Origin of the sequence: Priestia sp. FSL H7-0729 (assembly GCF_038005685.1) — a bacterium.
In the GTDB taxonomy this organism is placed as follows: Bacteria; Bacillota; Bacilli; order Paenibacillales; family Paenibacillaceae; genus Paenibacillus.
On record NZ_JBBOTQ010000008.1, the window covers coordinates 265,995 to 290,544 of the forward strand.

Here is a 24,550-nt window from a genome sequence, read left to right on the forward strand (position 1 = left end):
TATGATTAGCCCCCTACTCTTGCCAGGAAAATTTTTTCGTTTTTCTCTTCAACGTCCTTTTGGACAGCAGTTCCGTGGTGATCTCCGTAAACAAAACAAACTCGCTGAAGATTTCTTCCAGCTCCGCTACTTTCGCAGCATTAATAAGTTTACCGCCGGTATCAAATGCACTCTGAGATTTTCCCAGAAGAAACTCACTGCTAGGCATCATTCTCGCACCCAGCTCAGGCGAATCCAGAATTTGTTTAAGATGCGCTTGCGCTCTGGAAGAACCAAGTGAACCGTGTGAAGCACCAACGATTAGAACAGGTTTATTAATCAAGGATTGCGTCGTATAACTAATCCATTCCAGCGCACTTTTCAGAACGGCAGGGATGGCATGATCATATTCCGGGGTGGCGATAATCACGCCATGGGCTCCGGCAATTCGATCGGATAGGTCTTTCACCTTATCAGGGATATCCACATTGGCTTCCTCTATGTCATCTTTTTCAATAAATGCAGGCAAATCCTTGATTTCGTATAAATCAATCTTCGCCTCGCTCGAGAAATGCTTTTGCATAAATTGAAGCAGCATGCGGTTCGTTGATACATCCGAATTCGTGCCCACAATAGCTAAATAATTCATCGTAATCCCCCTTCTGTTATTCGAAATGATATTCGTACATGTCAGACTCGTTCTTTCGGCATAACTCTAACATATGAATGGAAGATTGATCTAATAGTTATTCATTGCAGTTTGATAACCAATTTGTTATAATCAGCTCAAATTTAAAGTTTGTTATTTTTTTCACAAAGGGTGAGGGACATGTCTAAACTAGAATCGCAGGATATCTTATGTTACATCGACAGCCTCTTGAAATACAGTAACTATAACAGGGCTGCCCAATCTCTTTACATTTCTCAGCCCTACCTCACGAAGGTGATCCAAAAAGTCGAAAGTCAGTTGAACTGTGAGCTGATCAGTCGTAACAAGCTACCATATCGATTAACCGAGCAAGGAAAAATATATTATCAGTATTTAACTTCACTCGAAAACAGCTACGCCAAGCTTCTTAGGGAGATCTCCTATGTATCGGATGCCGGCAATAAGGTGTTACGAATCGGGATTCTTGCCAGCCTTGGTTCTTATTTAACACCCCTTTTTTTACCTTCTTTTTTGGATCTTCATCCTGCCTGTACAATAAACCTTGTTGAGGATCTACCGGAGAAAAACGAGAAACGCCTCCAAAATAATGAGTTGGACTTCTGGATTGGTCAAAATTCGAATAGTATATTCCCAAACTTGAACGCCGTTAGCTGGGGCAGGCACAGTTACCGAGCTGTTATTCCGCGTTGCTGTGAATTATATCAGGAGGATATTGCAGTGATTCCGGAGGGAACTTTTGATATCAGTACCATTTTGAATCAAAAACTCATTCTGACATCCAAAGGCTCTGCAATCCGGAAACAGATTGATCAATTACTTAGTGTGTACAAGATACAACCCAACATCGTAATGGAAAGTAATGAGATCCGCACGGTATTAAACCTTGCAAAACATAATATGGGCGTGACCATTGTACCTGAAAGTGTGCATATCGAGGAGCGCGCCTCGGAATACAACATCTATCCCCTTCCGATCGATAAGATCAGTTTGGATTATTTTATAGCTCATCATGGAGAACGAAAGCTGACTAGCGTTGATCATGACCTTATCCATACTTTTCTGAATCATGGACAACAATGTGCAGTGTAGGAGGATATCATGAACACTTTTACGAAAACGATCCCTCTTATGGGAACTAACATATCCCTCTATATCGAGGGGACAGATGCTGAAAAGCTTGCCGAGGAAGCCGTGAATATGCTTGTCCGTTATGAGAAAGTCTTTAGTGCCAACAGTGATCACTCACAGCTTGCCATGCTAAAAAAAGAAGCCGCATCACATCCGCTCAAAGTAGACAAGGATCTGTATGATCTCATCAAAATAGGCAAAGAACACAGTATGAACGAAGATTCTTTTTTGAATATTGCGATAGGCCCTTTGATTAAATTGTGGAGAATTGGGTTCCGCGAGGCACAAGTACCAGAAGATACAGAGATTAAGAAGGTTCTGGAGCTCTTGAATCCTGTACATATACAGCTTAATGATGAGCAGCAAACCGTGCATTTATTAAAAAAAGGCATGGAGATCGACCTTGGAGCTATCGCCAAAGGTTATTTTGCTGATCAAGTCATGGCTTTTTTAAAAGAAAATGGAGCTGGCTCAGCTATGGTTGATATGGGCGGAAATGTTCTCGTTCATGGCGATTCACCTTCAGGGTCTAGTCACTGGAACGTGGGAATACAGCACCCCTTTTTACCCCGAGGCAATGCAGCTGCACTCGTTAGCATCAGGGAACAATCCGTCGTTACCTCCGGCATATATGAGCGAGTTTTAGAGAAGGAAGGAACGCAGTACCATCATATATTCAGTAGTAAAACAGGATATCCCATCGAAAGTAACATTGCTTCGTTAACGATTATTGCGGACAGATCGCTGGACTGTGACATCTATACAACAGAATTATTCGGGTTAGATGCGCTTTCCATTATTAATAAAGTGAATCAAATGAAACATATCGAGGCTGCCGTCATTACTACTGAGGGTGACCTGGCCTACACCGACAATCTTAGGGGAAGAATCCATCCGATATCAGGGTAAAATGATGAGATTGTTGACGCTAGGTAAAGGTATGCAAAAAAAACGCTACCACAAGAAGTGGTAACGTTTTTCGCTTTGTTATTCCTTACGTGTCTACATCAGACCCAACAGTTTATAGATCATCACTGCTGCTTCTGCACGGCTGGCATTCTTCTTCGGTGCAAACTCATCGTTACCTACACCGTTTATGATGCCTGCTCCCCGTATTGTCTCTACCGCTTGCTTTGCATAGTTTGCGATGCTTGCTTCATCCTTAAAAGCAGTAGTTTCACCACTTGGTAACGCTAGTTGCTTCCTTTGGATCGCCTTGTATACCATAACGGCCATATCTTCTCGCGTAATGTTCTCATGAACTCCGAATGTTCCATCTGGTTTCCCGTTCACAATCCCCAGTTTCTGCGCGGTTGCGATATTTCCATGGTACCATTCTCCTTGCTTCACATCACTAAAACTTGTCGTTGCGCTCTCATCCGATAGCTCCAACATTTTCATCAGCATGGTGATGAATTCTGCTCTCGTCACTTGACCCTTCGGATTAAACTCGCCGTCGCCTACACCCTTCACAATGCCTCTTGCTCCCAATCCCGAGATCGCATCCTTCGCCCAGTCTTGGGTCACATCCTTAAAGCTCGTTGCAACATAAGCTACCGTATACTTGCTTGCATACGTTGGCTTGAACTCTACTTTTCCTGTCACTGCATTGTATTTACCATTCGTCACCACTCGTAGCTCTCCGTTGTCCTTCACATCGTATACGATGACATTGTTTGGATTTTCGGCAGCTTTTAAGGTGTATGGCAATGCAATCACGAGATCATTTCTACCATCAAACGCTGTAAGCTTCTTACCATCAAGCGTTAACTCGATATCGTATACGACCGCATCGGTTAGCCCAGCTTGTGCACTAGCTGACAATTGATTAGCTGTTAATTTCTTAATCGACAATCCTAAGGTTTTCCCTGCGCTTGTTCCTGTTCCAAGCATTTCGGTTGCCACGGTTACAACTGCAGAGCCTGTGTTGATCTCGATGCGATCTACCGTAGACATTCCATTTGTTAAGCGCACATCTACTGCTAGCTCAATCGTTAGCCCGTTCCAGCTTTGATCACCTTCGACTCGCACCTGTAGCTTACCGCCTGTTGTTAGATCAAGCGCACGCTTCACCGTATCTGCACTTAACTTCACGTTAGAAGCACCTCTCTCACTTGTGACTGGCTTAATGTTTATTTGACCGTTGTCCATAACCACTGGCTCACTTCCACCTGTAGCTTGCGGTACTGCAGGTGCAGGGATATTACCGCCACCATTTCCATCACCACTGCTTGGTGCTTCTGGTGTCCCATCAATCAGTGGTGTTACTGTTACTGCAGCGCTGGATGAAAACCCACCGTCTACTGTAGTTACGGTAATGCTTGCTGTTCCTGCTGCCACAGCTGTTACTTGACCTGTCGTACTTACAGTGGCTACAGCTCGGTTGCTGGAGCTCCATGTTACTGCTTTTTTCGTTGCATTACCTGGTAATACGGTAGCTGTCAATTGCCCTGATTGACCTTCTACGATGGACAACGTCGTTTGGTCCAAGCTAATTCCGCTAACAGGTACGTTCTTCCCACTAAGTGCATCATACTCACGCTGTGTAATGGGAATTACCGTTCCGTGACGCGGACTAGCGGGTAAGTTATAGTTAGAAGATAATGTCCAGTCACCTGATGCCAGATTGGTGGTCTCGAATGGAACATACCCCCTTCCACCAAACTCATCTACGAATAAATACCATTTTTCTTCTGTATTTGATTTGAAGATCGTTGGACCCTCAACCCATTTCATGTTACCCACACCTTGATTAATCAACTTGAAGGCTGGATCTAAGATCGAGTCACCCATCTCCTGAAAAATCATCTTGCCAAATGGAGCAGCAGCTCCGTTGTCTCGTTCATCCTTCGTAAAACGATACACTTTTCCATCGTGTTCAATCATCGTGGTGTCAATGATGGAATATCCATAATCCAAATATACTTGCGGTTCAGTAAACGTATAGAAATCTCTTGTCTTGCTATACATCATTTTTTGATATGCACTGCCTGTATGGGATGCATCATCGAACATTCTTGATGCCCAAAATACGATATATTCACCCGTTGTTTTATCGTACATAATTTCTGGTGCCCATGTATTACCCGCTTCTTCCGGTGCAACCTCTACCATGCGTTGATCTGTCCAGTTGACCAGATCATTCGATTCCCACACCATAATGGAACGACTGCCCCATGTTTGCGCTTTGCCCCAGTCACCATTGCCGTTAATTTTCAGATCCGTAGCGATCATGTAGAACTTGTCACCTTCAGGCGAACGGATAATGAATGGATCACGTACTCCCTTCTCCCCTAAGGTAGAGGTCAATACAGGTTTACCATTATTCAATTCTCGCCAGTTCAACGGATCATTACCGTTACTTAGTGCAAAGTGAACTTGCTCGCCTGTTGAAGTACCTTCTCCAGTGAAATAGGTGAAGAAGTATCCCGCATAATTTTCAGCAGCAGGCCGTTCCTTGACCTTCGCCATAAATTCCTTTGTAGTGGATGCTGAATTTAAAGTAATCCTAGCTGTAAGCTTCACGTCTATATCTCCACTACCGTGCGACGGACGTTGTACTTCACCAGTCACTGAAACGACGTTTGGTTGAGCAGAAGCCCAAGTAATCGTTGTTCCATATAACCCGGATGCCGGTAATGATATATGACCTCTCACATCCGTAATGTTATGAACGACTAGCGCTGCTTTTGCTTCATCTACAGAAGCGGCATCGCTCGGCAATGCCTTAACCATCAACGTAAAGGTTTTGTTAACGGTCTCTGTACCATCTGTAAATTCCGCTGTTAGGGTTACAACTTGATCGCCCGTTGCGTTAGCTGGTCTAGTTACGGCACCTGTAGTTGAGATTACATTCCCCTTATCCGAAGTCCAGCTTATTGTTGTGCCATACGCACCTGATGTTGGCAAGGTTACATTGCTTATAATCTCATCTTTGGATGTATTCGAGGCAAGGAGATCATCAATCGTTAATTTCTCTGTCGCAGCCGATACAAGCATGCCCTCCAGCAAAGCAATCTTCTGATCTGCCTGAGCCTTAAGTGATGTAATATCCGCAGCAGTCATCGCACCATCATAGATTTGGAAGTCTGCAATCAACCCGCCGAAGTATGGATCAGCTGTATAGAATGACTTCCCAATGGTTCCACTACTGCCTGAGATATTTTTTATTTGTTCTAACGTCATACCATTCGTTGATCCTGATGCAACAGCAACACCATCAATATAAAGTGTTAGTGTACCATCCGTGCCTGAAACAACCGTCGTAACGACTTTCCATTCATTATTATTTAAGCCCGTGGTCGAAGCTGAAGACTCATTATTCCAGGCATTCGTCGCGATACCCAACCGGGCTAGACCATTAGCATTATAACGTGGTGTGAAATACGTATAGTGCGTATTATTGTTCGGTCTTCCTAATGCATATAACCACTCCGCAGCGTTTTTACCGCTCCAGTTCACAATGGATGAAACGGTGATATCCGTTAATCCATCGAGAACTCCTTGTGGCAGCTCTACATAGGAGTTAGTTGTGCCCCCAGTGAAGCTTAGTACACCCGCATCTTGTGTACGAATCCACTCTGCTTTAGACAGATTCATCCATTTTCCGTTAAAGTTTCCTGTCTGATCAATAACCTTCGCACCCTCGATATCATTCATATCGTAGTGGAGAATGAGTTCTGCCCCAGATGGCTGCTCTACTGGAGGAGTAACGTCTTCATTAGCTAAAGTTGCAATCTCTTCAACGGATAATGCACGATTATAAATACGGAAATCATCCAATTTACCATCAAATAGACTATGAGAGCTGTTTCTCGATTTACCAATATAATTCATCGTTGTTTCCAGTAACATTCTCGGCTCCACGTTAAATGTCGAGCTACGCTTAACCTCTTGACCATTCACATACAATACGGCATCAAATCCATCCATTGTAATGGCAACATGCTGCCATGTCTTCGTTGGTAATAGTCCAGCATTTCTCACTGCATATTTATAATCTGATCCGAGTTTTGTGCTGTCATTGCTAAATTTCTCTGTAAAAGGGGTTACGACAGCAAACTCCAGACTACCTGTATCCCCTTGTGTACTCAAATACATGGTGTTGCGATTAACCTGTCTGCCTGTTTCGGAAGCAAAATCAAATATCCTTTGATTGGCTTGATTTTTATCCATTTGAATCCATGTTGAGAACGTAGCCTTTTCCAGATTCAAGGATTGAATCAAGTGATCTGGCAGCTTCACATATCCTGTTGATCCATTAAGCTCTAGTGCACCACCCGTTTTACCGATACGATCCTCTTCATTAACCGTTGCTCCACCTACGAGTGTTGCGTGATGGCCATTACCAGAAATGTCATTCAACGTTGTACCATTCACTGTATTTGCATCAAATGAGTAATGTACAACCGGGTCTGCTGATGGTGCTGGACCTTTCCATGCATACTTCTCTTGCAAAGCATCATACTCCGCACGTGAAATTGGAATTACCGTCCCGTGTCGTGGTCCCGGCGGAAGTGCATATTGATCACTACTTAACACATTGTTTATATATTGCGTGCTACTGTCCAAATCTGTTGTATATCGTACATGATATGGCCATGAATCAAGGAACAGATACCATTTGTCCTCATGAATATCCTTAAATATCGTTTGTCCTTCATTGTTTCCATTTTTTCCGATCAAGCCAAGTTTATGATCACGTGTACCCGCAACTGCGTCGTATTGAAGGCCATTTGCAGCAATACCATCCTTGTCATAGTAGAAATTTGGTGCTTTCTCCACATACACTTTGGTATTCACTTCTGATTTGGTGAATCGGTACAACATCTGATTATGCTCAATAAACGTTGTATCAATGGTTGGAAGTGACTCATCAATCATGACCTTTGGCTCTGAAAAAGTGTAAAAGTCTCTTGTTGTTGAGTAGTACATCACATTGTACTGACCTTCAGGCCTTCCGTTATAATCACCATATGTCTCTGTGTTTTTCATCGATGATGCCCAGAATACAATATACTCTCCAGTTACCGGATCATAGATCGCTTCTGGCGCCCACGTATTTCCTCCCGTCTTGGGAGCAACCTTGATCATTCGCTGCTCGCTCCAGTTCACGAGATCCTCTGACTCCCAAACCATCATGTAATGACTACCCGTAATTTGAGCCTGGTCAAAATTTGTACTTTCGCCCATTTTCAAATCGGTTGCCAGCATATAGAATTTATCACCTTCTGCTGACCGAATAACGAATGGATCACGAAGTCCCTTTTCCCCCATATTCGATTGCAGGATCGACTTCCCATTATTCAGCGCTTTCCAGAACAATGGATCTTCCGCTGTAGCGAAGGAGATCTCTTCACCACCCTCATATTCACCTGTAAAGTACGCAAAGAAGTACGCATTAGGCTTTACTGGCGCAGCTGCTTTTTTAATTGAAACGTTAAACGTTAGCTCTTTCGAAGCTGTACCATTCGTAACAGTAGCGATTAACGTAACGGGTATATCCGTAGTTTGACGGCTCACCCAGCCTAATTGTGTAGCGTTACCAGCCGCTTCAGCCGTTCCTTTAACAACCGCCGGCCTGCTGGATGTCCATGTAATGGTGGAGCCTTGTTCACCTGTAGTGACAAGACGTAAGTTCCCTTTAACATTGTCCGCATTGTAGATCTCTAATTGTTCAGCGTCCAGATCAACCTTCTGCTGATCATCGAATTGCTTCAAGATCGTAACCGGGAATACAGCCGCTCTAGATACGCCTTGATACGTTAAAGTAGCCGTAAGCTCTGCCTGAACATTACCTGCTTGAACAGCAGGACGTTGTACAGTACCACTGTTAGAAATGACCGTAGGATGACTGGAACTCCAAGTGATGTTTACGCCGTTTTTACCGATTGTCGGTAAGGTAAGGTTTTTCGTTATCTTGTCAGCACTCTGATCTGCTTCGTCTAAGTAACGATCTATGCGAAGTTGATTCGCTGCATCATCAACAGTAAGCTGACGTATTTTGGAGATGTGAGTTGCTGCTTCTTGTTGATATAACTCGCCCATTTCCTGCTCCGTCAACGCACGATCATATACTTGGAAATCAGCCACGCTACCTTGAAGGTATGGATCGTTCGCGAAGATGGACTTGCCGATAAAACCAGTGAACGTAGCATCTGGATTAATAATATCTGACAGCTTTAGTCCCTTCGTATTACCTGAAGCAACCTTAACTCCATCCACGAATAATATCATCTTGTTGCTGGCTTCGGAGAAAGACACCGTTACATGCTTCCACTGTCCACCGATCAGGTTGGAGTTTGCGCTACCTGTAACTAATGCTTCGTTCGGCCAGCCATTTTTGGAGATACCTGTAGCGATCATATTACCTGATCCACTACCGTGACGTGGGGTTACAAAAAAATATTTATTCGTTTCCGGTGTTAACACCGTACCCAGACCGAAAATCCAGCGATTCGTACCATCATTCGTCCAGTTCACGATGGAAGATACGGTTATTTCATTCAGACCTTGTAATAAATCTAGTCCATTGGAGCCCTTAGGGATCTCAACATATCCGCTATTCGATGTAGAACTTCCACCATTGAAGGAAATAAAACCAACTTCACTATTTGAAATGAATTGTCCATGGTTTGGATTTTTAAATATTCCATCAAATGTAACTGCCTTGTTGGCAACATCCTTTATTACAAGTTGGCCGTCTACTTCTTCGGTCATTTTCATGTTGTAATGAAGAATAAGATCATCTTTGAGTGATTTTCCCTTAACGGTAACGGCTGATGTAGCTGTAAACTCTCCATCTTCAGTCTGTACCATAATTGTGGCATTACCCTCACTAACCGCTGTAACTTTACCCGTTGAATTGACAACCACTACACTGGAATCACTAGATGTCCAGATGACTCTTTTATTGGTTGCATTTGAAGGTGAGATCGTAGCCACTAATGTCTCGCTGTTCCCCACGGATAAACGAAGTGTAGACTCATTAAGCGAAACCTCCTTAACGGCAATCTGCTCCACAGTATCACCTTTAGGTAGTAAGGTAACCACGAACTCCTTCGTTGTCTGGCTTCCACCTAAAGAAATGGTTGCAGTTAACGTCACTTGTTGCTCCATTTCTCGTAAAGTCACTTCCCCAGTTGCACTAATCGCACTTTCATCACTGGAAGTCCATGATATCCATGCGCCATACTTATTGGCAGAAGGAAGTTCAAGAGATTCTGTCACGGCAGATACATCACCTAACGTTAGCTCTAATTTGCCTTGTTGCACTTGCTTTTCATTAAATGATTGTTCATATACTTCAGCGATATATTCACTACTTAATGCCTCTCCGTAAATTCTTAAATCTTGAAAACTACCTGCAAAAGTAGCATCCCCTAGATAATTGGAGCGACCGATGTAAGCTTGCAAATCCGTACCAAAACTTGCTGTTGTTTTCTCTTTCGCGGCCGTGCCGATACTTACACCGTTAATGTAACCTGTAATAGAGCGTTCTGTAATGACCGTCGTATAATGAACCCATTGACCTTCGTACTGTGACGTAGAAGTGCCTGATACTCCTACCTCTGTCGTCCAAGGCTGGTCAATATTATTGCGATCCGTAAATACGGACTTATAATCACCACTTGGATTCGATGGATTAAACATCCAGTAATTCGTTGGCAATTTATTTTCAGCTGCTGGCGTACCGTAGAATAATGCGGAGTAGTTCCCGCTCCCCGTGTTACTCTTGATCCATACAGAAATCGTTGTATTTTCTTGATGATCAAACAATCCAGTAGGAAGCTGCACGTAGTTCGTAGTACTATCTGTTCCGCCAGGTAAAGTAAGACCATCAGCATACGTAATGTTGCCTATAGCCGTTCCATGTTTGCCATGACCGGATGTATCCTGCACATCCTCAAGCAATGGATAATGTGCCAACATCGTTACTGTTATGGGGTCCGCTGAAGCTTGATTGTTAAATGGCAGAACAAGATCCAAACAGCTACTGAAGGTCAAAAGTAAAGCTAACATTATGATTGAAATCCGCTTTCGCATAGCATTCTCCCCTTCGTTTAATATTCAGATGCATACAACCCATCGCTCACCTTTAAACCAAGACCACCTCGCTCAAAGAGATAGAGATTCCCCCCCAAAAAAATGAATGCGCTTACATTTCTTCTCATATTACGTCTTCAACGATTTCAATTCAATGTACTATCATGTTAATAACGTGGACTTTTTTATTGCAATTTGAAATGAATGCAGACTGCAACACCATTCATATGAAGAAATCTACATGCGCAGATGCGTACAAGATTATCAAAATAATAAAATGGTATCTCTGCCGTTCTGTATGTATACGTATGGTTTATTTGTAAATTAAAGGATTTAACCCCTGATAAACTTAATATATATATTTGGACACGTTGTCAACTTGACAACGTGTCCAAATACGATGCCGATAAGCCGTGGGCAAACCGGATCGAAAAAATAAGGAGGATTTCATTTATGCCAAAACGATTTAGCAGAATGCTCGCGTTCCTATGTTGCTGCGTCATGGTGGCGTCACTAATGCCTACCAGCTATGCTGCCGCCACTGACAACATCGAGAACGCAGAAGCGAATGAAACACCCACCGCCATGTTTGGAACGCCAGAACTCGGGTCAAATGATCCCCTCTGGGACCAAACCATGGAGCATCACATCAACAAAAGCACGGTGCCTACCGACCCCAGACCCCATGCCACGGGCACAGCAAGAATCCTTTGGGATCATGACTACCTGTATGCCCACGTAGTTGTGAATGACAGTAATCTATATCAGGGAGCTGGCGCAGATCACCGATACGACAGCCTGGAGTTTTATGTGGGTTCCGGAACCGGCGGCTCAAACCAATGGCGTGTCAGCTCGACGGGTGTGTTTTCAGGGCAGGCCGCTCCAGGCAGGACTGCGTGGACCCAGATTACGGAAACCGGATACATTGTGGAAATGAGAATACCCAAAAGAACCCTGACCTTACAGGAGGGGAACCTTACCTTTGAGGTCTATATCAATAACTCGACAGAAAACGGCGGTGACCGCTATGAAGTCGTTTCCTCTTTTGGAGTTCCAGACGCAGCTTATACTAGCTCTGATTCATTTACAGACAGCCTTCAGCTCATCCCAGCCAATGAATTAGACACCAGATTATCAATTACCGCCACTGCCGGACCGGGCGGCTCAATCATGTCGAACCCACCCGGGGATGTTCTGAGAGTAGATCGGGGCTCTAACAAAGAAATTATGTTTACCCCCGATTACGGCAAAATTGTGGATACCGTAATGGTAGACGGCGAGACTGTGACTCTACCTGCTAGCACTTATACCTTTACAAATATTGAGGCTGATCATACCATTCATGTGACATTCAAAAACGATCCAGACGCGGGGATACTTCCCTTTATTGTATGGAATGACAACTTTGCCAGTGGCGAGTACACAACGGCTGTTATCATTGATTTAGGCGAGGGGAAGTCGGCGTTAGGCTCCGCGCTTAATCCGGACTTATTTGCCTTATCGGCCAGGAACACGACCCTGAACGGCGAAGCAGTGACCTTTGAAGGACCACGCAAAATCACAAGGGTTTACGCTAATGACGAGCCAAAGGTACGCGGCTATGTCGGGCCGATTAGCCATTCACCAGATTATCAGGACGGACTGGCGAGCGGTCGTTACATCGTTGTTGAGTCTGAGTTTTATTCAGAGAGCGGCGGCAGTACAACGCTGGATGGCAGCAGTAACTCGACTAGGCAGGTCTACACCCTTGTTCAAAAGGGCGAAATCGTACTGACAGAAGGGAATTCGCTTCACAATGTAGTTTTTGAACAGGAAAAAGTTGTGAATCCAATCCTTGATAAATTTACAACATTCACGGACAATTCGGTCAATCGTTCGCTCTACCTTCACAAGGATGAAGACGGTAACGTGATGAACGGATTGCCGCTGTATGTCTATACCCACGGCATGTCACGCGGCGGCACAAACGCTGTGACAGACCAAAAAGCGGCCATGAAATCCGCCAACGGCTCCGTCGCTTTAATGAAAAAGATGGAACAAAATCCCGATAAGTACGCCAGCCATGTACTGAATCTTTCCTATAATGGCGTATCTGTTCCCTCCACAGAAAATGTGAAGACGGTCATAGACGCCCTGATTGCTAGCGGTGAAGTAGATCCTAACCGTGTTTACGCAGCAGGCTTCTCCTGGGGCGGCCAGTATACGAACAACTTAGTTAACAGCTACCCTGGCTTCTTCGCTGCCGCCGCACCTATGGCCCCGGTAAGCGGTTCACCGAACGCTAAGGACAATGACGCTCACAACAACCTGGCCTATTGGATGTTTTTAAATGCTCATAATGTTGGTGGTTACCAGACTAACCTCAATAACTTCATCAATAACAATATGCCAAAAATGGTCAACGCGAGGGCTTCGCGCTTTGAGAGTAATGAGGCACTTACGTGGCCCTACAATCAGTTTGATCAGCCGAATCTGAGGCCGAATCCGGCCAACACACCTGTTCTGGCTGATTATATAGCGCATGAAGTTGAAGCAGCTGTTCTTTATAACCAGATCACTATGGGAACTTGGAGCATAGCACCTACGGCACAGTCCTCTAACTTGCCGGCTTGGAACAATGATTACACTGACGTCTTTGATTGGATGTTCGCGCAGAGAAAACCGGCCGTGCCTGGTGCACCGAGTGGCTTCAAAGCGACAGCGGGTGACGGACAGGTCACATTGAGCTGGACTGCTCCTGCTGACGATGGTGGCAGCGCGATATTGGGCTACAAGGTATGGTATGGCAATGTAACACCGATTGCATTGGATGCGGCGGAGACTAAGTATACCTTCAACAACCTGACAAACGGCCAAAGCTACAGCTTCAGGATCGTTGCGGTGAACGCGAAGGGAGACGGCGCGGAGATCAGTGCTACGGCGACACCGATGAAGACGACGACTCCCACTGTACCTGATTCTGGCGGCAATACGGGCAACACCGGTAATACAAGCAACGTCGATAATTCAAGCAACGTCGATAATTCAAGCAACAACACCGACAATACAGGCATCGGGACAGACCCTGGAACCGGACCCTCGAAGTCGACCTACACAGTGAATACACCGAAGGATAAGCCCGCAATCACAGACAAAAATGGCAACACCACCCTGCCCGGCGGCGGCACGATTACAACTAAGGGCGGGACGGAGATCAAGGTACCCGAAGGCACATCGATAGACTCAAACGGGAAGGTAACTATTCCAGTAGACAAGAGCGCCGAAGTGATACTACCCGGCAGCATCAGCACAGTGACCATTTTGGGCGGCTCGACGATCGCGAGCGACGGTACGGTCACAATAGGCGGCAAAGAAGCGCATGTGAACCTGCCAAACGGTAATCAAGTGCATATTCACGGGGGATCAAAGATACGGAGCAGCGGAGCGGTTGTGGTAGGACCAAGCGGCGCAAGGGTCGGCTTAGACAACGGCATGTCGCTGAACATCCGTGAGGGTACGGAACTGGCATTCAATGTCGCCACCCCACTGGCCTTCCTCGCGATCTCAGGCAATCCTTTCACGGATGCCAACATGGACGACTGGTTCTACAACGATATAAATTTCGCCTACACATACGATCTCTTCAACGGCACGACGTCAACGACGTTCTCACCAGGCACCGCAATGACGCGTGCAATGTTCGTGCAAGTACTAGCCAATCTTGAGAACGTAAACCTTTCCAGCTACACGAGTTCCCGCTTTAGCGACGTGACAGACGGACAATGGCACACAGCGGCAGTCGAGTGGGCGGCCGAGAAAGGCATAGTCAACGGTACAAACGCAGACCTGTTTGACCCAATTCACCGATGACACGCGAGCAGATGCTGGTGATACTGTACAACTACATGAAGTACAAGGGCTATGAGATACCTGAAAGCCACTCTAAATCCTTCACGGACGAGAGTGAGATCAGCTCCTGGGCGTTGGAATCCGTTCAGGCGCTGCAAGGCAACGGCATTGTATTAGGCAAACCGGGCAACTTTTTTGCTCCCAAAGCCACCGCCACCCGCGCCGAAGTAGCCACGATCTTTGTAAGATTCGTTGAATATCTGGCTAACTGAAAGCGTATACAGATAAATGAAGACCCTTCCGGCTGGACAATATCCAGCCGGAAGGGTCTTCTTGTTTTCAATCTGCACTTTTTTTTGACAATGCCTATCAATGTATAACTCAAGGAAATAACTACTCTATATCTAATGAGAAACCTAGACTCGCATTGAGCATACGTAAAATCATGAGCAGCGACTCAGATCTTGTAGCATTCGCATTTGGTTTGAATGAACCATCCGTTCCACCTTGTATGATACCCATATCGGATAACGTATCAATCTCAGCCTCTGCCCAATTGCCAGAAACATCCGTATATGTAGCATTTTTCTCTAAGGTAATGTTCATTACCTTTGAGAGCATAGCTACGATTTCTGCTCTGGAAATAGATTGATTTGGTCTGAATGTTCCATCCAAGTACCCGTTGATAATACCACTTGCTTTTAATGTAGCAATTGCCTGTCCCGCCCAGTGACCACTGGTATCCCGAAAGCTGGTATTCCCTCCTGATGTTAAGCCCAGTGCTTTTACTAACATCGTTGCAAATTCTGCTCTGCTGACTGTAGCGTTGGCATGGAATGAACCATCCTTATACCCCTTAATGATTCCCAGTTTAGTCGCTAATTCGATTGCTTTCACATGAGGTTCATCTACGGTAACATCCTTGAATGTTATAGCAGGTACTGAATTGGCTTCCTCTACCAAAACCTTGATAACATCGATGTTAACCTTTTCATTATAAAAAGGTTTGGCTGTCGGCTCTGCCGTTGATGTTGTTGGCGGAACAGAAGTAGGTGGACTCGGCGATGTTGGTGGTGGTGAAGGTGCCGGTGTTGATGGAGCTGGCGACGGTGTAGATCCTCCGTTTGAAGGCGCCAATTCTATAATCTTCACCGTTCTGGTTACCCGCTCAGCCGCATTTCCAGCTCGATCGTTTACGTCATAATGAATCGTATAGACTCCTGGTTTACTGGTATCTATTGAAGCACCTGATCTTGTCACTTTCGAGCTTATATCTCCATCATACTCATCGAAGGCTCTCACTCCAGGATCGACAAACCCGGTTCCGCTATTTATCTCTACAATGGAATTACCAACTAGAGTTATTGCAGGTTTATTACGATCAATCCATGTTACTTCAACTTGTTTCACCATTTCATTTCCGGCAGCATCTTTCACATAGACGGTGTAGGTTCCGTTCTCCGCAACACTGAAACTGTTGCCGCTAAACGCTGTACCACCAGCAACGAAATAGGAGTTATCATGACTTCCCTCTGCCCATTTCTGTAACGCAATCCCGCTATCCTCATCAGAAACCTCAATCGTAATTAATACTTGCTGATTCGTAGGAGCAGTTGAACTGACGTTTAGTTGAATAACGGGCAGTTTTCGTTCTATATGGAAAGCATTCGAATGATAGAACGTTTGATTACCGTTATCTTCTATGGTCTGAACATGTAAATACCACGTACCTTCATCTAACGGTGTGGGAATCTGAACGGTTCCATCAAACAGGGTCCAATCGTTGGCATCTTGTTCGACAGTCGTCTTTGTCCATTTGTAACTTTTCACCGCAGGAATGTATGAGGTACCTGTTAATTCTGTGGTTGGAGCATTCGTCCAGACTGCACCATCTGGATTAAAGCGGACGTTAATCATTTTTTCATAAGTCAATTGAATTGGGTTATTCGGATCGCTGTTGTTCGAATTCACAAACTGTTCCGCATTTTCATAGCCAGTAATTTTAGCTAAATGATCGTTATCCAAAAACCAATCAGAGGCGATCACCAAGGATCTCCCTTCAAAAATTACGTTCTCTAATTCGTTTTTCATAAAGGCCATTTGTCCAATATAAGTAACTTGACTTGGAATGGTGATGCTGGTTAATTTGTTGTAGCTAAAAGCTAAATAGTCAATAGTGGTAACACTTTCGGGTATGGTCACATGGGTTAATCGGTTATCCGCAAACGCATTTGACCCGATACTAATGACACTATCCGGTATGGTCACACTTGTGAATTGATTTTTGTAAAATGCATTGGATCCGATGTGGGTCACGCTATCGGGGATGGTAACACTGGTTAATTGTTTGTTTTTAAAAACTTCACGTCCGATGTGGGTCACTTCGTGTGTATCTAACATACGAGGAATATCAACTACCAATTCATTGCCTGTAAACCCCGTAATTGTCGCTGTGCCATCCCCATTAACGGAATACCCCCACTCTCCGGAGGTCGCTGCACTCGCTTTCTGAATGTTCGAGAAAGTCCAACCTCCTCCCATACTCACAGCCAAAATAATTAGGCAGATGAATAACTTCTGCACTCCTACAGAAAACCATCTCATGTGTTAATTTCCCCTCATCGTTAAATTGATTGGTATCCTTTTTTTGTTGGCATTATATGTCGAAAATGCTCACACGAGAAGTGTATTGGATACCACCTTATTACTCAACTTAACTCTGTCTTAATTCTAGCTTAACTTTAAGAATTTAAAAAAGAATATTAGTATCTCCGTACCTCATCTTCGAATAGGTTCAAGTGTTTAAAGGTCATCGTGGTTCGTTAACACAACAAAGAACGCCATTACATAACGTGACGGCGTTCTTAAGGTATGGAGCCTAGGGGGATCGAACCCCTGACCTCATCGCTGCCAGCGATGCGCTCTCCCAGCTGAGCTAAGGCCCCGGGATATGAAATAGATAACTTGTCCAGCACTGCTACGTTCCGCAGGCGACTTCTATATCATATAAAATCCAGCTTTCACTGTCAATCCCTTTTTCATGGTCCTAAGTGATTGGAGAAGAACAACTCATTTCTCTTGTACACACGGACTGGAACTCCAGACTGCTCTTCTCCCTTTCCCCACTTCACTAATCCTCCAGATTGTCTTTGGATAACAGGGATTTCAGTTCTTTCATGAACATATTGATATCTTTGAACTGGCGATATACCGACGCGAAACGGACATAAGCCACTTCATCGACTGGAAACAACTGTTCCATCAATAGCTCACCAATCTGGCGGCTCTCCACTTCAGCATCAGCTGTATTACGCAGAGATTTCTCGACTTCAGATACCATCATCTCGAGCGTCTCAACAGAGACTGGACGTTTCTCACAGGCACGAATAAGCCCGCGAAGAATCTTGTCCCGGCTAAACTCTTCCCGGCTGCCATCTTTCTTGATGACAATCAATGGAGTCTCTTCAATCATCTCAAACGTTGTGAATCTTCGGGCACACTGCTCACACTCACGGCGACGACGAATGGATTTCGCTTCGTTGGCCGGACGCGAATCAAGTACTTTGGTACCCATATAACCGCAATAAGGACACTTCAAATCAGATCACTTCCCACGTTTTACTTTTTACCACATATTCCCTGTCTTGATTTTGTAATGAAAAATGCATTGCCGAGACATAATACTTTTACCAACTCACGAGGAGGTGAACAGCAATGGCACAAAGCAACGGTAACTCCAACAACCTGGTGGTAACTAAAGCTTCCGCAGCACTCGAGCAAATGAAATATGAAGTTGCTCAAGAACTCGGAATCAGCATCCCACAAGACGGATACCAAGGTAACATGACTTCTTACGAGAACGGTTCGATCGGTGGATACATCACGAAGCGTCTGGTAACAATTGCAGAACAGCAATTGGCAGGTCAATACCAATAATATCTGCATCGTAATACGCTACACAGAGGAGCATGGAGCGGCCGGTGAACAACCGGCCTGCTCTGTGCTTCTACTTATATACTTAGAACGTATTATAGATCTTTACATACTGATTATAATAGTAAATGACCCTTTGTACATAGTGACGCGTCTCACCAAACGGAATATCTTTCACCGTATCGAATGAACCATCCCATACACCATCTCGGAGCCAGCTGTTTACCTTGCCTGGACCTGCATTATAGGCAGCAATCATGACCACTTCATTGCCCTCGAATTGATCAGACAGATTACGCAGATACCATGTACCTAACTGAATATTGCGTTCAGGCTCGTGCTTCAATTCTTCCAGCGAAGTGTCGGGAATTTTGGCTTGTTCAAGTATCCAGTTGGCCGTGTCTGGCATCAGTTGCATGAGCCCGATTGCACCGCGTTTGGATTCCTTGCTTGTCTTGAAATTGGTCTCCACCTTAATGATCGAAGCAATCAGAAACGGATCAACCTCATAGCTCTGAGATTGGACACGAATCTCGTCCTTATAATGTATGGGATAGAACCATGCCATCCAGTTTGTATTCAGAAATAACACCAATACAAAGGACACAAACATCAACAGCAGTACTCGTTTCTTGCGTAATATTCTCATAACAAACCCTTACGCTGTAGATATGAGTCAATTTGCTGCTCCGTCTCAGTCCATAAACCACTGTTGTCGATTACAATGTCTGCCAGCTGCTTTTTGCGCTCAATATCCATCTGTACATCCATCCGGGCCTCAGCCTGTTCTGCAGTCATTCCATCCCGATTCATCAAGCGATCGCGTTGAACCGCTCTCGGTACATAGACAACCATGACTTCCTCAAAACCGTCTTCCAGACCCGACTCGTAGAGCAATGGAATATCAGATACCACAAGTTTATCCGGATGTTGCAACGCGTATGCAGCAGCCCGTTCACGCATCTCTCTACGGATCGCCGGATGTGTAATAGCCTCCAATGCCTTTCGTTCTTCTGGTTGTTCAAAAACAATACTTCCAAGCTTTTTCCGATCCAGTGTTCCATCTTCATTCAGTATGGCTTGTCCGAACCGCTTAACAGCGGCGGCCAACACGGGATGCCCGGGCATCATAACTTCCCGGGCAATAACGTCTGCATCGATGAGCAACGCTCCCTTACTGGCGAGATAGGCGGAAACACTGCTTTTGCCTGTCGCGATCCCGCCGGTTAAGCCTATATTCATCGTTTCACCTCATAACAGCTTCATTATTCCCATAATCATTAACAATAGTGCTGGCAATACAGACAGTCTTCGCATCCAGCGCAGCGCTGAGAATCGTAGACCAACCTTCATGCCGAGTGACAGAAATGCCCCACTAAACAGTGCAATAATGAGTGCTGTCCATAGTGTAGGGAATCCCAGAAGTGCCGCGCCCAAACCTGCTCCAAACGCATCCAGAGACAGGGCAATACCCAGCCACATCGCTTCCTGAGCAGATATACTTCCCGAGTTATCCATATCTGCCTTGGAGGGACTGCGAAGGATCTGAATGACAACACCCAGCTTACGCAGCTCCAGTGTAAATACCATGCGTTCCAGCGACCCACCTGAAGCCGACTGCTCCAGATCCAGGGCAAGCACCTGATTCCGGCCTCTTGCATCCGTCAGTGTCTCTTGTGTTTCACCAACACCAGTTACCTTTGTTTCTGTTCCCTCACCCGATCTAGTGTCTGTTTCCAGCTGTTCTTTGCCTTGCTTTCGAATAAGTTGCAACAGTGACCATGCACCAATACCTATCAATATGACGGCTCCCACGATCGAAGCGATATCCGGTGACACCACATGGGACAACAACACACCTACTTGCATCGACAAGGCAATAACCAATCCCGAACAGATCGAAATAACAGCGATAGATAACAGGGGAATCTTAGTCCTCCGTAACCCATATGTAATCCCGACTCCAAAACCATCTAAACTAAGCGCCAAAGCAAGCGCCAGCAATGAAATAAAATGATGCAGCACCCCGGACTCCTCCTCTGTGCGGTACTCGTGCCAACTGAAGATGCCAGTATGGGTATACGCCCGCTTATTTCTGCCATATCAGTATATGGAGGGAGGAATCCAAGGGTGCTATGATTTCATCATTTCGTTCATTCAGTTCATGTTCAGCCGCTGACAGTTCGGACAAAAATGCGTACCACGGCCACCTACCACCGTTTTTTCGATTAAGGTACCACATGTTGCACAAGGCTCTGATTTGCGTCCATAGATTTTCAATTGATGCTGGAACATTCCCATCTCACCCTGTCCATTCACATAGGACTTGATGGAAGATCCTCCTGCATTCACTGCATCTTGCAACGTAGCCACAATCGCTTCATGGAGCACCGTTAACTGAGCTTCGGTCAATGTCTTGGCGATGGTCTCGGGATGGATGCCAGCGCGAAATAGAGCCTCGTCCACATAAATATTCCCGATACCAACCACATATGCCTGATTTAAAAGTACAGCCTTGATTTTGGTTGTACGCTTGCCAACCGCCTCACGGAATGCAGTTACCGTAAAGGCTGGATCAAGCGGCTCCAGTCCAAGCTTCAGCAAAGGTTTGGACACCAGTTCCTCACCTGCATTAAACAGATGCATCGTACCGAACTGACGCACGTCCTTATAGCGTAATTCCGTACCATCATTAAAATGGAAGATCACATGGGTATGTTTCTCCACATCTTCATGCTGCTCGTACACACCGTACCTTCCTTCCATCCGCAGATGGGAGACAAGCACCAGCCCGTCCAGCAAAATACGCAAAAACTTGCCTCGACGCTCCACCCCAATGACGGTATGTCCCGCGAGTTCCAGTGCAAATGCATCTATATCGTCCGGCCGCTGAATAATCCGCGGCAAGCTAACGGTAACATGATCAATCGTTTTGCCCACAATAAGTTGATTCAATGTTCTTCTGACTGTTTCGACTTCCGGTAATTCCGGCATGATGTTCTCACCTCCCCTATATTATAACGGAAGATGACGCTTAGCGGGACCCTTTTCTTATATTGAAAACATGGAAGGGACTAATGTAAAATACCGGAAAAACCGCGCGGCGCTTGATTTATTTCGCTTCGTACCAGTTATCACCAAAGCTGACTTCGGCTTTCAGCGGAACCGACAGTTCCAAAGCTTTTTCCATGACAGCAGGCACGAGTTCTTTCATCAGTTCCAATTCATCGGCAGGTACTTCGAATACAAGTTCATCGTGCACCTGAAGCAACATACGACTCTTCAACTCGCGTTCCCGCAGCGCTTCATCCATCTGTACCATGGCTAGCTTAATGATATCTGCCGCCGTTCCCTGGATAGGGGTATTCATCGCTGTACGCTCTGCGAAGGAGCGCAGATTGAAGTTGCTGGCATTAATCTCTGGCAGGTAACGACGTCGCTCAAGCAACGTTTTAACGTATCCATCCTGGCGAGCTTCTTTCACTATGTCATCCATATATCGGCGCACACCCTGGAATACTTCAAAATACTGATCAATGAACTGCGCAGCCTCTTTACGAGTAATATGCAAGTTCTGTGATAAGCCATAATCACTTATTCCATACACGATACCAAAGTTAACTGCCTTGGCGGAACGACGCATATCCCCATCCACATCTTCAGGCTTCACGCCAAATACATCCGAAGCGGTCTTTGTATGAATATCCATATCGTTGACAAATGCTTCCTTCAAGCGCTCATCGTCCGAAATATGTGCCAGAACACGCAGTTCAATCTGGGAATAGTCCGCTGCCAAAATCGACCAACCAGGTTCGGAAGGAACAAATACCTTCCGGATTTTGCGACCCTCTTCCATCCTGATCGGGATGTTCTGCAAGTTCGGAAATTGACTGCTAAGTCGTCCCGTTGCAGCAATGGTCTGACGATAATACGTATGCACTTTTCCATCTCGATCGGAAATTTCTTTGAGTAGTCCTTCCACATAAGTGGATTGCAGCTTGGCAAGCTGACGATATTGCAGAATATGCTTGACCACATCATTATAAGGAGCCAATTTCTCCAATACTTCAGCATCTGTTGAGTAGCCTGTTTTTGTTTTTTTCACCACTGGCAAGCCCAGTCTATCAAATAAAATCTCACCCAGCTGCTTCGGTGAATTCAGATTAAATTCCGTTCCTGACAACTTGTAGATCTCAGCCATCAACCTGCTGATATGCTCTTCAAACTCGCTTCCCAGCGCCTGCAGATCCGCTGTATTGGCCTTGATGCCCTGTTTCTCCATGTCCGCTAATATACGCGACAACGGCATCTCCAGCTCGTGGAAGAGCGAGTTCATCTCATCGCCTTCTAGTGCCTGTTCCTGAAGGGGAATAATGGCTGCGACTGCAGCTGCTTTGCGGCACAGGAAATCACCCAGTATCTCTGCTTCCGGCACCTTGTACTTGGCCCCTTTGCCCATAACCGTGTCATCCTCCACGAGTGATGGCAGACCATACTTGGTCGTGAGTCCACTAATCGTCTGGTTGGATTCCGTTGGATCAAGCAGATACGCTGCCAGCTGTACATCAAATGATGCGCCAGCGAATTCAATACCATGTGCATGTAGAGCCAGGTCTACACGATGAAGATCATACCCGCGCTTCGGTTGCTCTGAATTACCAAGCCATTCCCGCACGGGAGCAGCAGCATCGGAATGAAGCACTTCGGGAGATATGAACGTGTAGGTTCCACCGGAACCTACAGCAAGTCCAATCAGTTTCGCCTGGTGCGGGTTATCCCCATGTGTCTCCACGTGCAGTACATCAATGGAATCCAGAGAACTAAACAGTTCACTGATGTTGTCCTCTGTTGCAATGGAGGACTCTACCTCGGCAGCAGGGACCGCTTCCTGTTCAGAACCAATGCTGCCACTGAACGACAGGCGTTCGAGCAAGGATTTGAATTCCAGCTTGGCCAGTGCAGGGCCAGCCTGTTCTTCTTTTAATCCGGCAAATTGCATATCCTCCCACGTCTGCTCCAGCGGAACTTCCCGATGAATCGTCGCCAGTTGTTTGCTCATCCGAGCATCTTCGGCATGGGCCTCGATCTTTTCTTTCATCTTGCCTTTCAGTTCACTCGTTCCGTTCAACACATCTTCTACCGATCCGAACTGGTGCAGCAGCTTTAACGCTGTCTTCTCTCCAACCCCGGGAATACCCGGAATATTATCAGAGGCATCGCCCATCAGACCTTTGAGATCAATGATTTGCAGCGGCGTCAGACCATAACGCTCCTTAATCTGAGCAGGGTCATACAGTTCGATATCGGTTACCCCTTTACGTGTCAGTCCGATATGTACATGTTCAGAGGCAAGCTGCAGCATATCTTTGTCACCCGATACAACAAGCACCTGTCTGCCCGCTTCATCTGCGCGTTTGGTTAACGTCCCGATGATGTCATCCGCTTCAAAACCAGCCAGCTCAAACTGAGCGATACCAAGTCCTTTCAGCAGTTCTTTGAGCAATGGGAATTGTTCTGACAACTCGGGTGGTGTTTTCTCCCGACCACCCTTGTATTCCTGATATCCTTCGTGGCGGAACGTGACTTTGCCTGCATCAAATGCAACCATCACATGTGTAGGTTTATGCTCTTCAAGCAGTCTCAGCAGCATGGTGGTGAAACCATATACCGCATTGGTATGCAGACCTTTCGAGTTGGTCAGAGGCGGCATTGCAAAAAACGCCCTGTAAATAATGCTATTTCCATCTATGAGAATAAACTTGTCCATTCCAGCACCTCGCGTATTATATGGTCAACCTCTTCAAATTGCATCTACTCTCATGATACCATACCCACTTGTCACATCAAAAAGAATAGCCTCTTTCACTTCATTTTTAATTGCAAAAAAGAACCTTCTCCGCAGACAGCTGTACACAGCCTACCTGAGAGAAAGTCCTTTTCCATTCATATAATTGCATTACTTAATCA

General features: G+C 45.5%; 14 protein-coding genes and 1 tRNA gene. 5 read left to right on the top strand and 10 right to left on the bottom strand.

The annotated features are described in order from the left end of the window. Positions 1–13 precede the first annotated feature (13 nt). Positions 14–628 carry an NADPH-dependent FMN reductase gene (locus MHH93_RS19230; RefSeq protein WP_500055316.1) on the bottom strand — a complete coding sequence of 205 codons (615 nt, stop codon included), beginning with the start codon at positions 626–628 and terminating at the stop codon, positions 14–16. Positions 629–808: 180 nt separating this feature from the next. Between MHH93_RS19230 and MHH93_RS19235 the strand changes: the two genes are divergently transcribed. Next, positions 809–1,738 (top strand): LysR family transcriptional regulator substrate-binding protein, encoded by a 930-nt coding sequence (locus MHH93_RS19235; protein ID WP_500055317.1) that lies wholly within the window; start codon positions 809–811, stop codon positions 1,736–1,738. Positions 1,739–1,747: 9 nt separating this feature from the next. Further along, complete coding sequence (locus tag MHH93_RS19240; RefSeq protein WP_500055318.1) at positions 1,748–2,686, top strand: FAD:protein FMN transferase; 939 nt, start codon at positions 1,748–1,750, stop codon at positions 2,684–2,686. Between the two features lie 93 nt (positions 2,687–2,779). Here the strand turns inward: MHH93_RS19240 and MHH93_RS19245 are convergent, their stop codons facing one another. Continuing rightward, positions 2,780–10,822: an immunoglobulin-like domain-containing protein gene (locus tag MHH93_RS19245; protein WP_500055319.1), complete on the bottom strand. Its 8,043-nt coding sequence runs from the start codon at positions 10,820–10,822 to the stop codon at positions 2,780–2,782. A 453-nt stretch (positions 10,823–11,275) separates the two neighbouring features. Between MHH93_RS19245 and MHH93_RS19250 the strand changes: the two genes are divergently transcribed. Continuing rightward, positions 11,276–14,671 (top strand): sugar-binding protein, encoded by a 3,396-nt coding sequence (locus MHH93_RS19250; protein WP_500055320.1) that lies wholly within the window; start codon positions 11,276–11,278, stop codon positions 14,669–14,671. Beyond that, on the top strand, positions 14,668–14,922 hold the full coding sequence (locus MHH93_RS19255) for an S-layer homology domain-containing protein (RefSeq protein WP_500055321.1): 255 nt from the start codon (positions 14,668–14,670) through the stop codon (positions 14,920–14,922). Before MHH93_RS19250 ends, MHH93_RS19255 begins: the two co-directional genes overlap by 4 nt. Before the next feature lie 121 nt (positions 14,923–15,043). Here the strand turns inward: MHH93_RS19255 and MHH93_RS19260 are convergent, their stop codons facing one another. The 3 genes from MHH93_RS19260 to nrdR all read right to left on the bottom strand — a co-directional run bounded on the left by MHH93_RS19260 (position 15,044) and on the right by nrdR (position 18,248). Next, positions 15,044–17,254, bottom strand: coding sequence for an S-layer homology domain-containing protein (locus tag MHH93_RS19260; protein ID WP_500055322.1), 2,211 nt, complete (start codon positions 17,252–17,254; stop codon positions 15,044–15,046). Between the two features lie 268 nt (positions 17,255–17,522). Further along, a tRNA-Ala gene (locus MHH93_RS19265) sits at positions 17,523–17,595 on the bottom strand. Between the two features lie 185 nt (positions 17,596–17,780). Further along, positions 17,781–18,248 (bottom strand): transcriptional regulator NrdR, encoded by a 468-nt coding sequence (gene nrdR / locus MHH93_RS19270; RefSeq protein WP_026081166.1) that lies wholly within the window; start codon positions 18,246–18,248, stop codon positions 17,781–17,783. Between the two features lie 116 nt (positions 18,249–18,364). On the opposite strand from nrdR, the gene MHH93_RS19275 reads away from it, so the two are divergent. Beyond that, entirely contained in the window at positions 18,365–18,586 is a 222-nt protein-coding gene (locus MHH93_RS19275; protein ID WP_017689472.1) for an alpha/beta-type small acid-soluble spore protein, read from the top strand. 82 nt (positions 18,587–18,668) lie between these two features. Here MHH93_RS19275 and MHH93_RS19280 read toward each other — a convergent pair whose 3' ends face one another. The 5 genes from MHH93_RS19280 to polA form a co-directional block, all read right to left on the bottom strand. Beyond that, positions 18,669–19,232, bottom strand: a complete 564-nt coding sequence (locus tag MHH93_RS19280; RefSeq protein WP_500055323.1) for a lytic transglycosylase domain-containing protein — start codon at positions 19,230–19,232, stop codon at positions 18,669–18,671. Beyond that, the gene (gene coaE, locus MHH93_RS19285) at positions 19,229–19,825 is read right to left on the bottom strand and encodes a dephospho-CoA kinase (RefSeq protein ID WP_500055324.1); all 597 of its coding nucleotides are present in this window, start codon (positions 19,823–19,825) and stop codon (positions 19,229–19,231) included. Before coaE ends, MHH93_RS19280 begins: the two co-directional genes overlap by 4 nt. 9 nt (positions 19,826–19,834) lie before the next feature. Continuing rightward, on the bottom strand, positions 19,835–20,608 hold the full coding sequence (locus tag MHH93_RS19290; RefSeq protein WP_500055325.1) for a manganese efflux pump: 774 nt from the start codon (positions 20,606–20,608) through the stop codon (positions 19,835–19,837). Positions 20,609–20,740: 132 nt separating this feature from the next. Further along, positions 20,741–21,577: a DNA-formamidopyrimidine glycosylase gene (mutM, locus tag MHH93_RS19295; RefSeq protein WP_192132532.1), complete on the bottom strand. Its 837-nt coding sequence runs from the start codon at positions 21,575–21,577 to the stop codon at positions 20,741–20,743. A 118-nt stretch (positions 21,578–21,695) separates the two neighbouring features. Beyond that, positions 21,696–24,350, bottom strand: a complete 2,655-nt coding sequence (polA, locus tag MHH93_RS19300; protein WP_500055326.1) for a DNA polymerase I — start codon at positions 24,348–24,350, stop codon at positions 21,696–21,698. Positions 24,351–24,550: the final 200 nt, after the last annotated feature.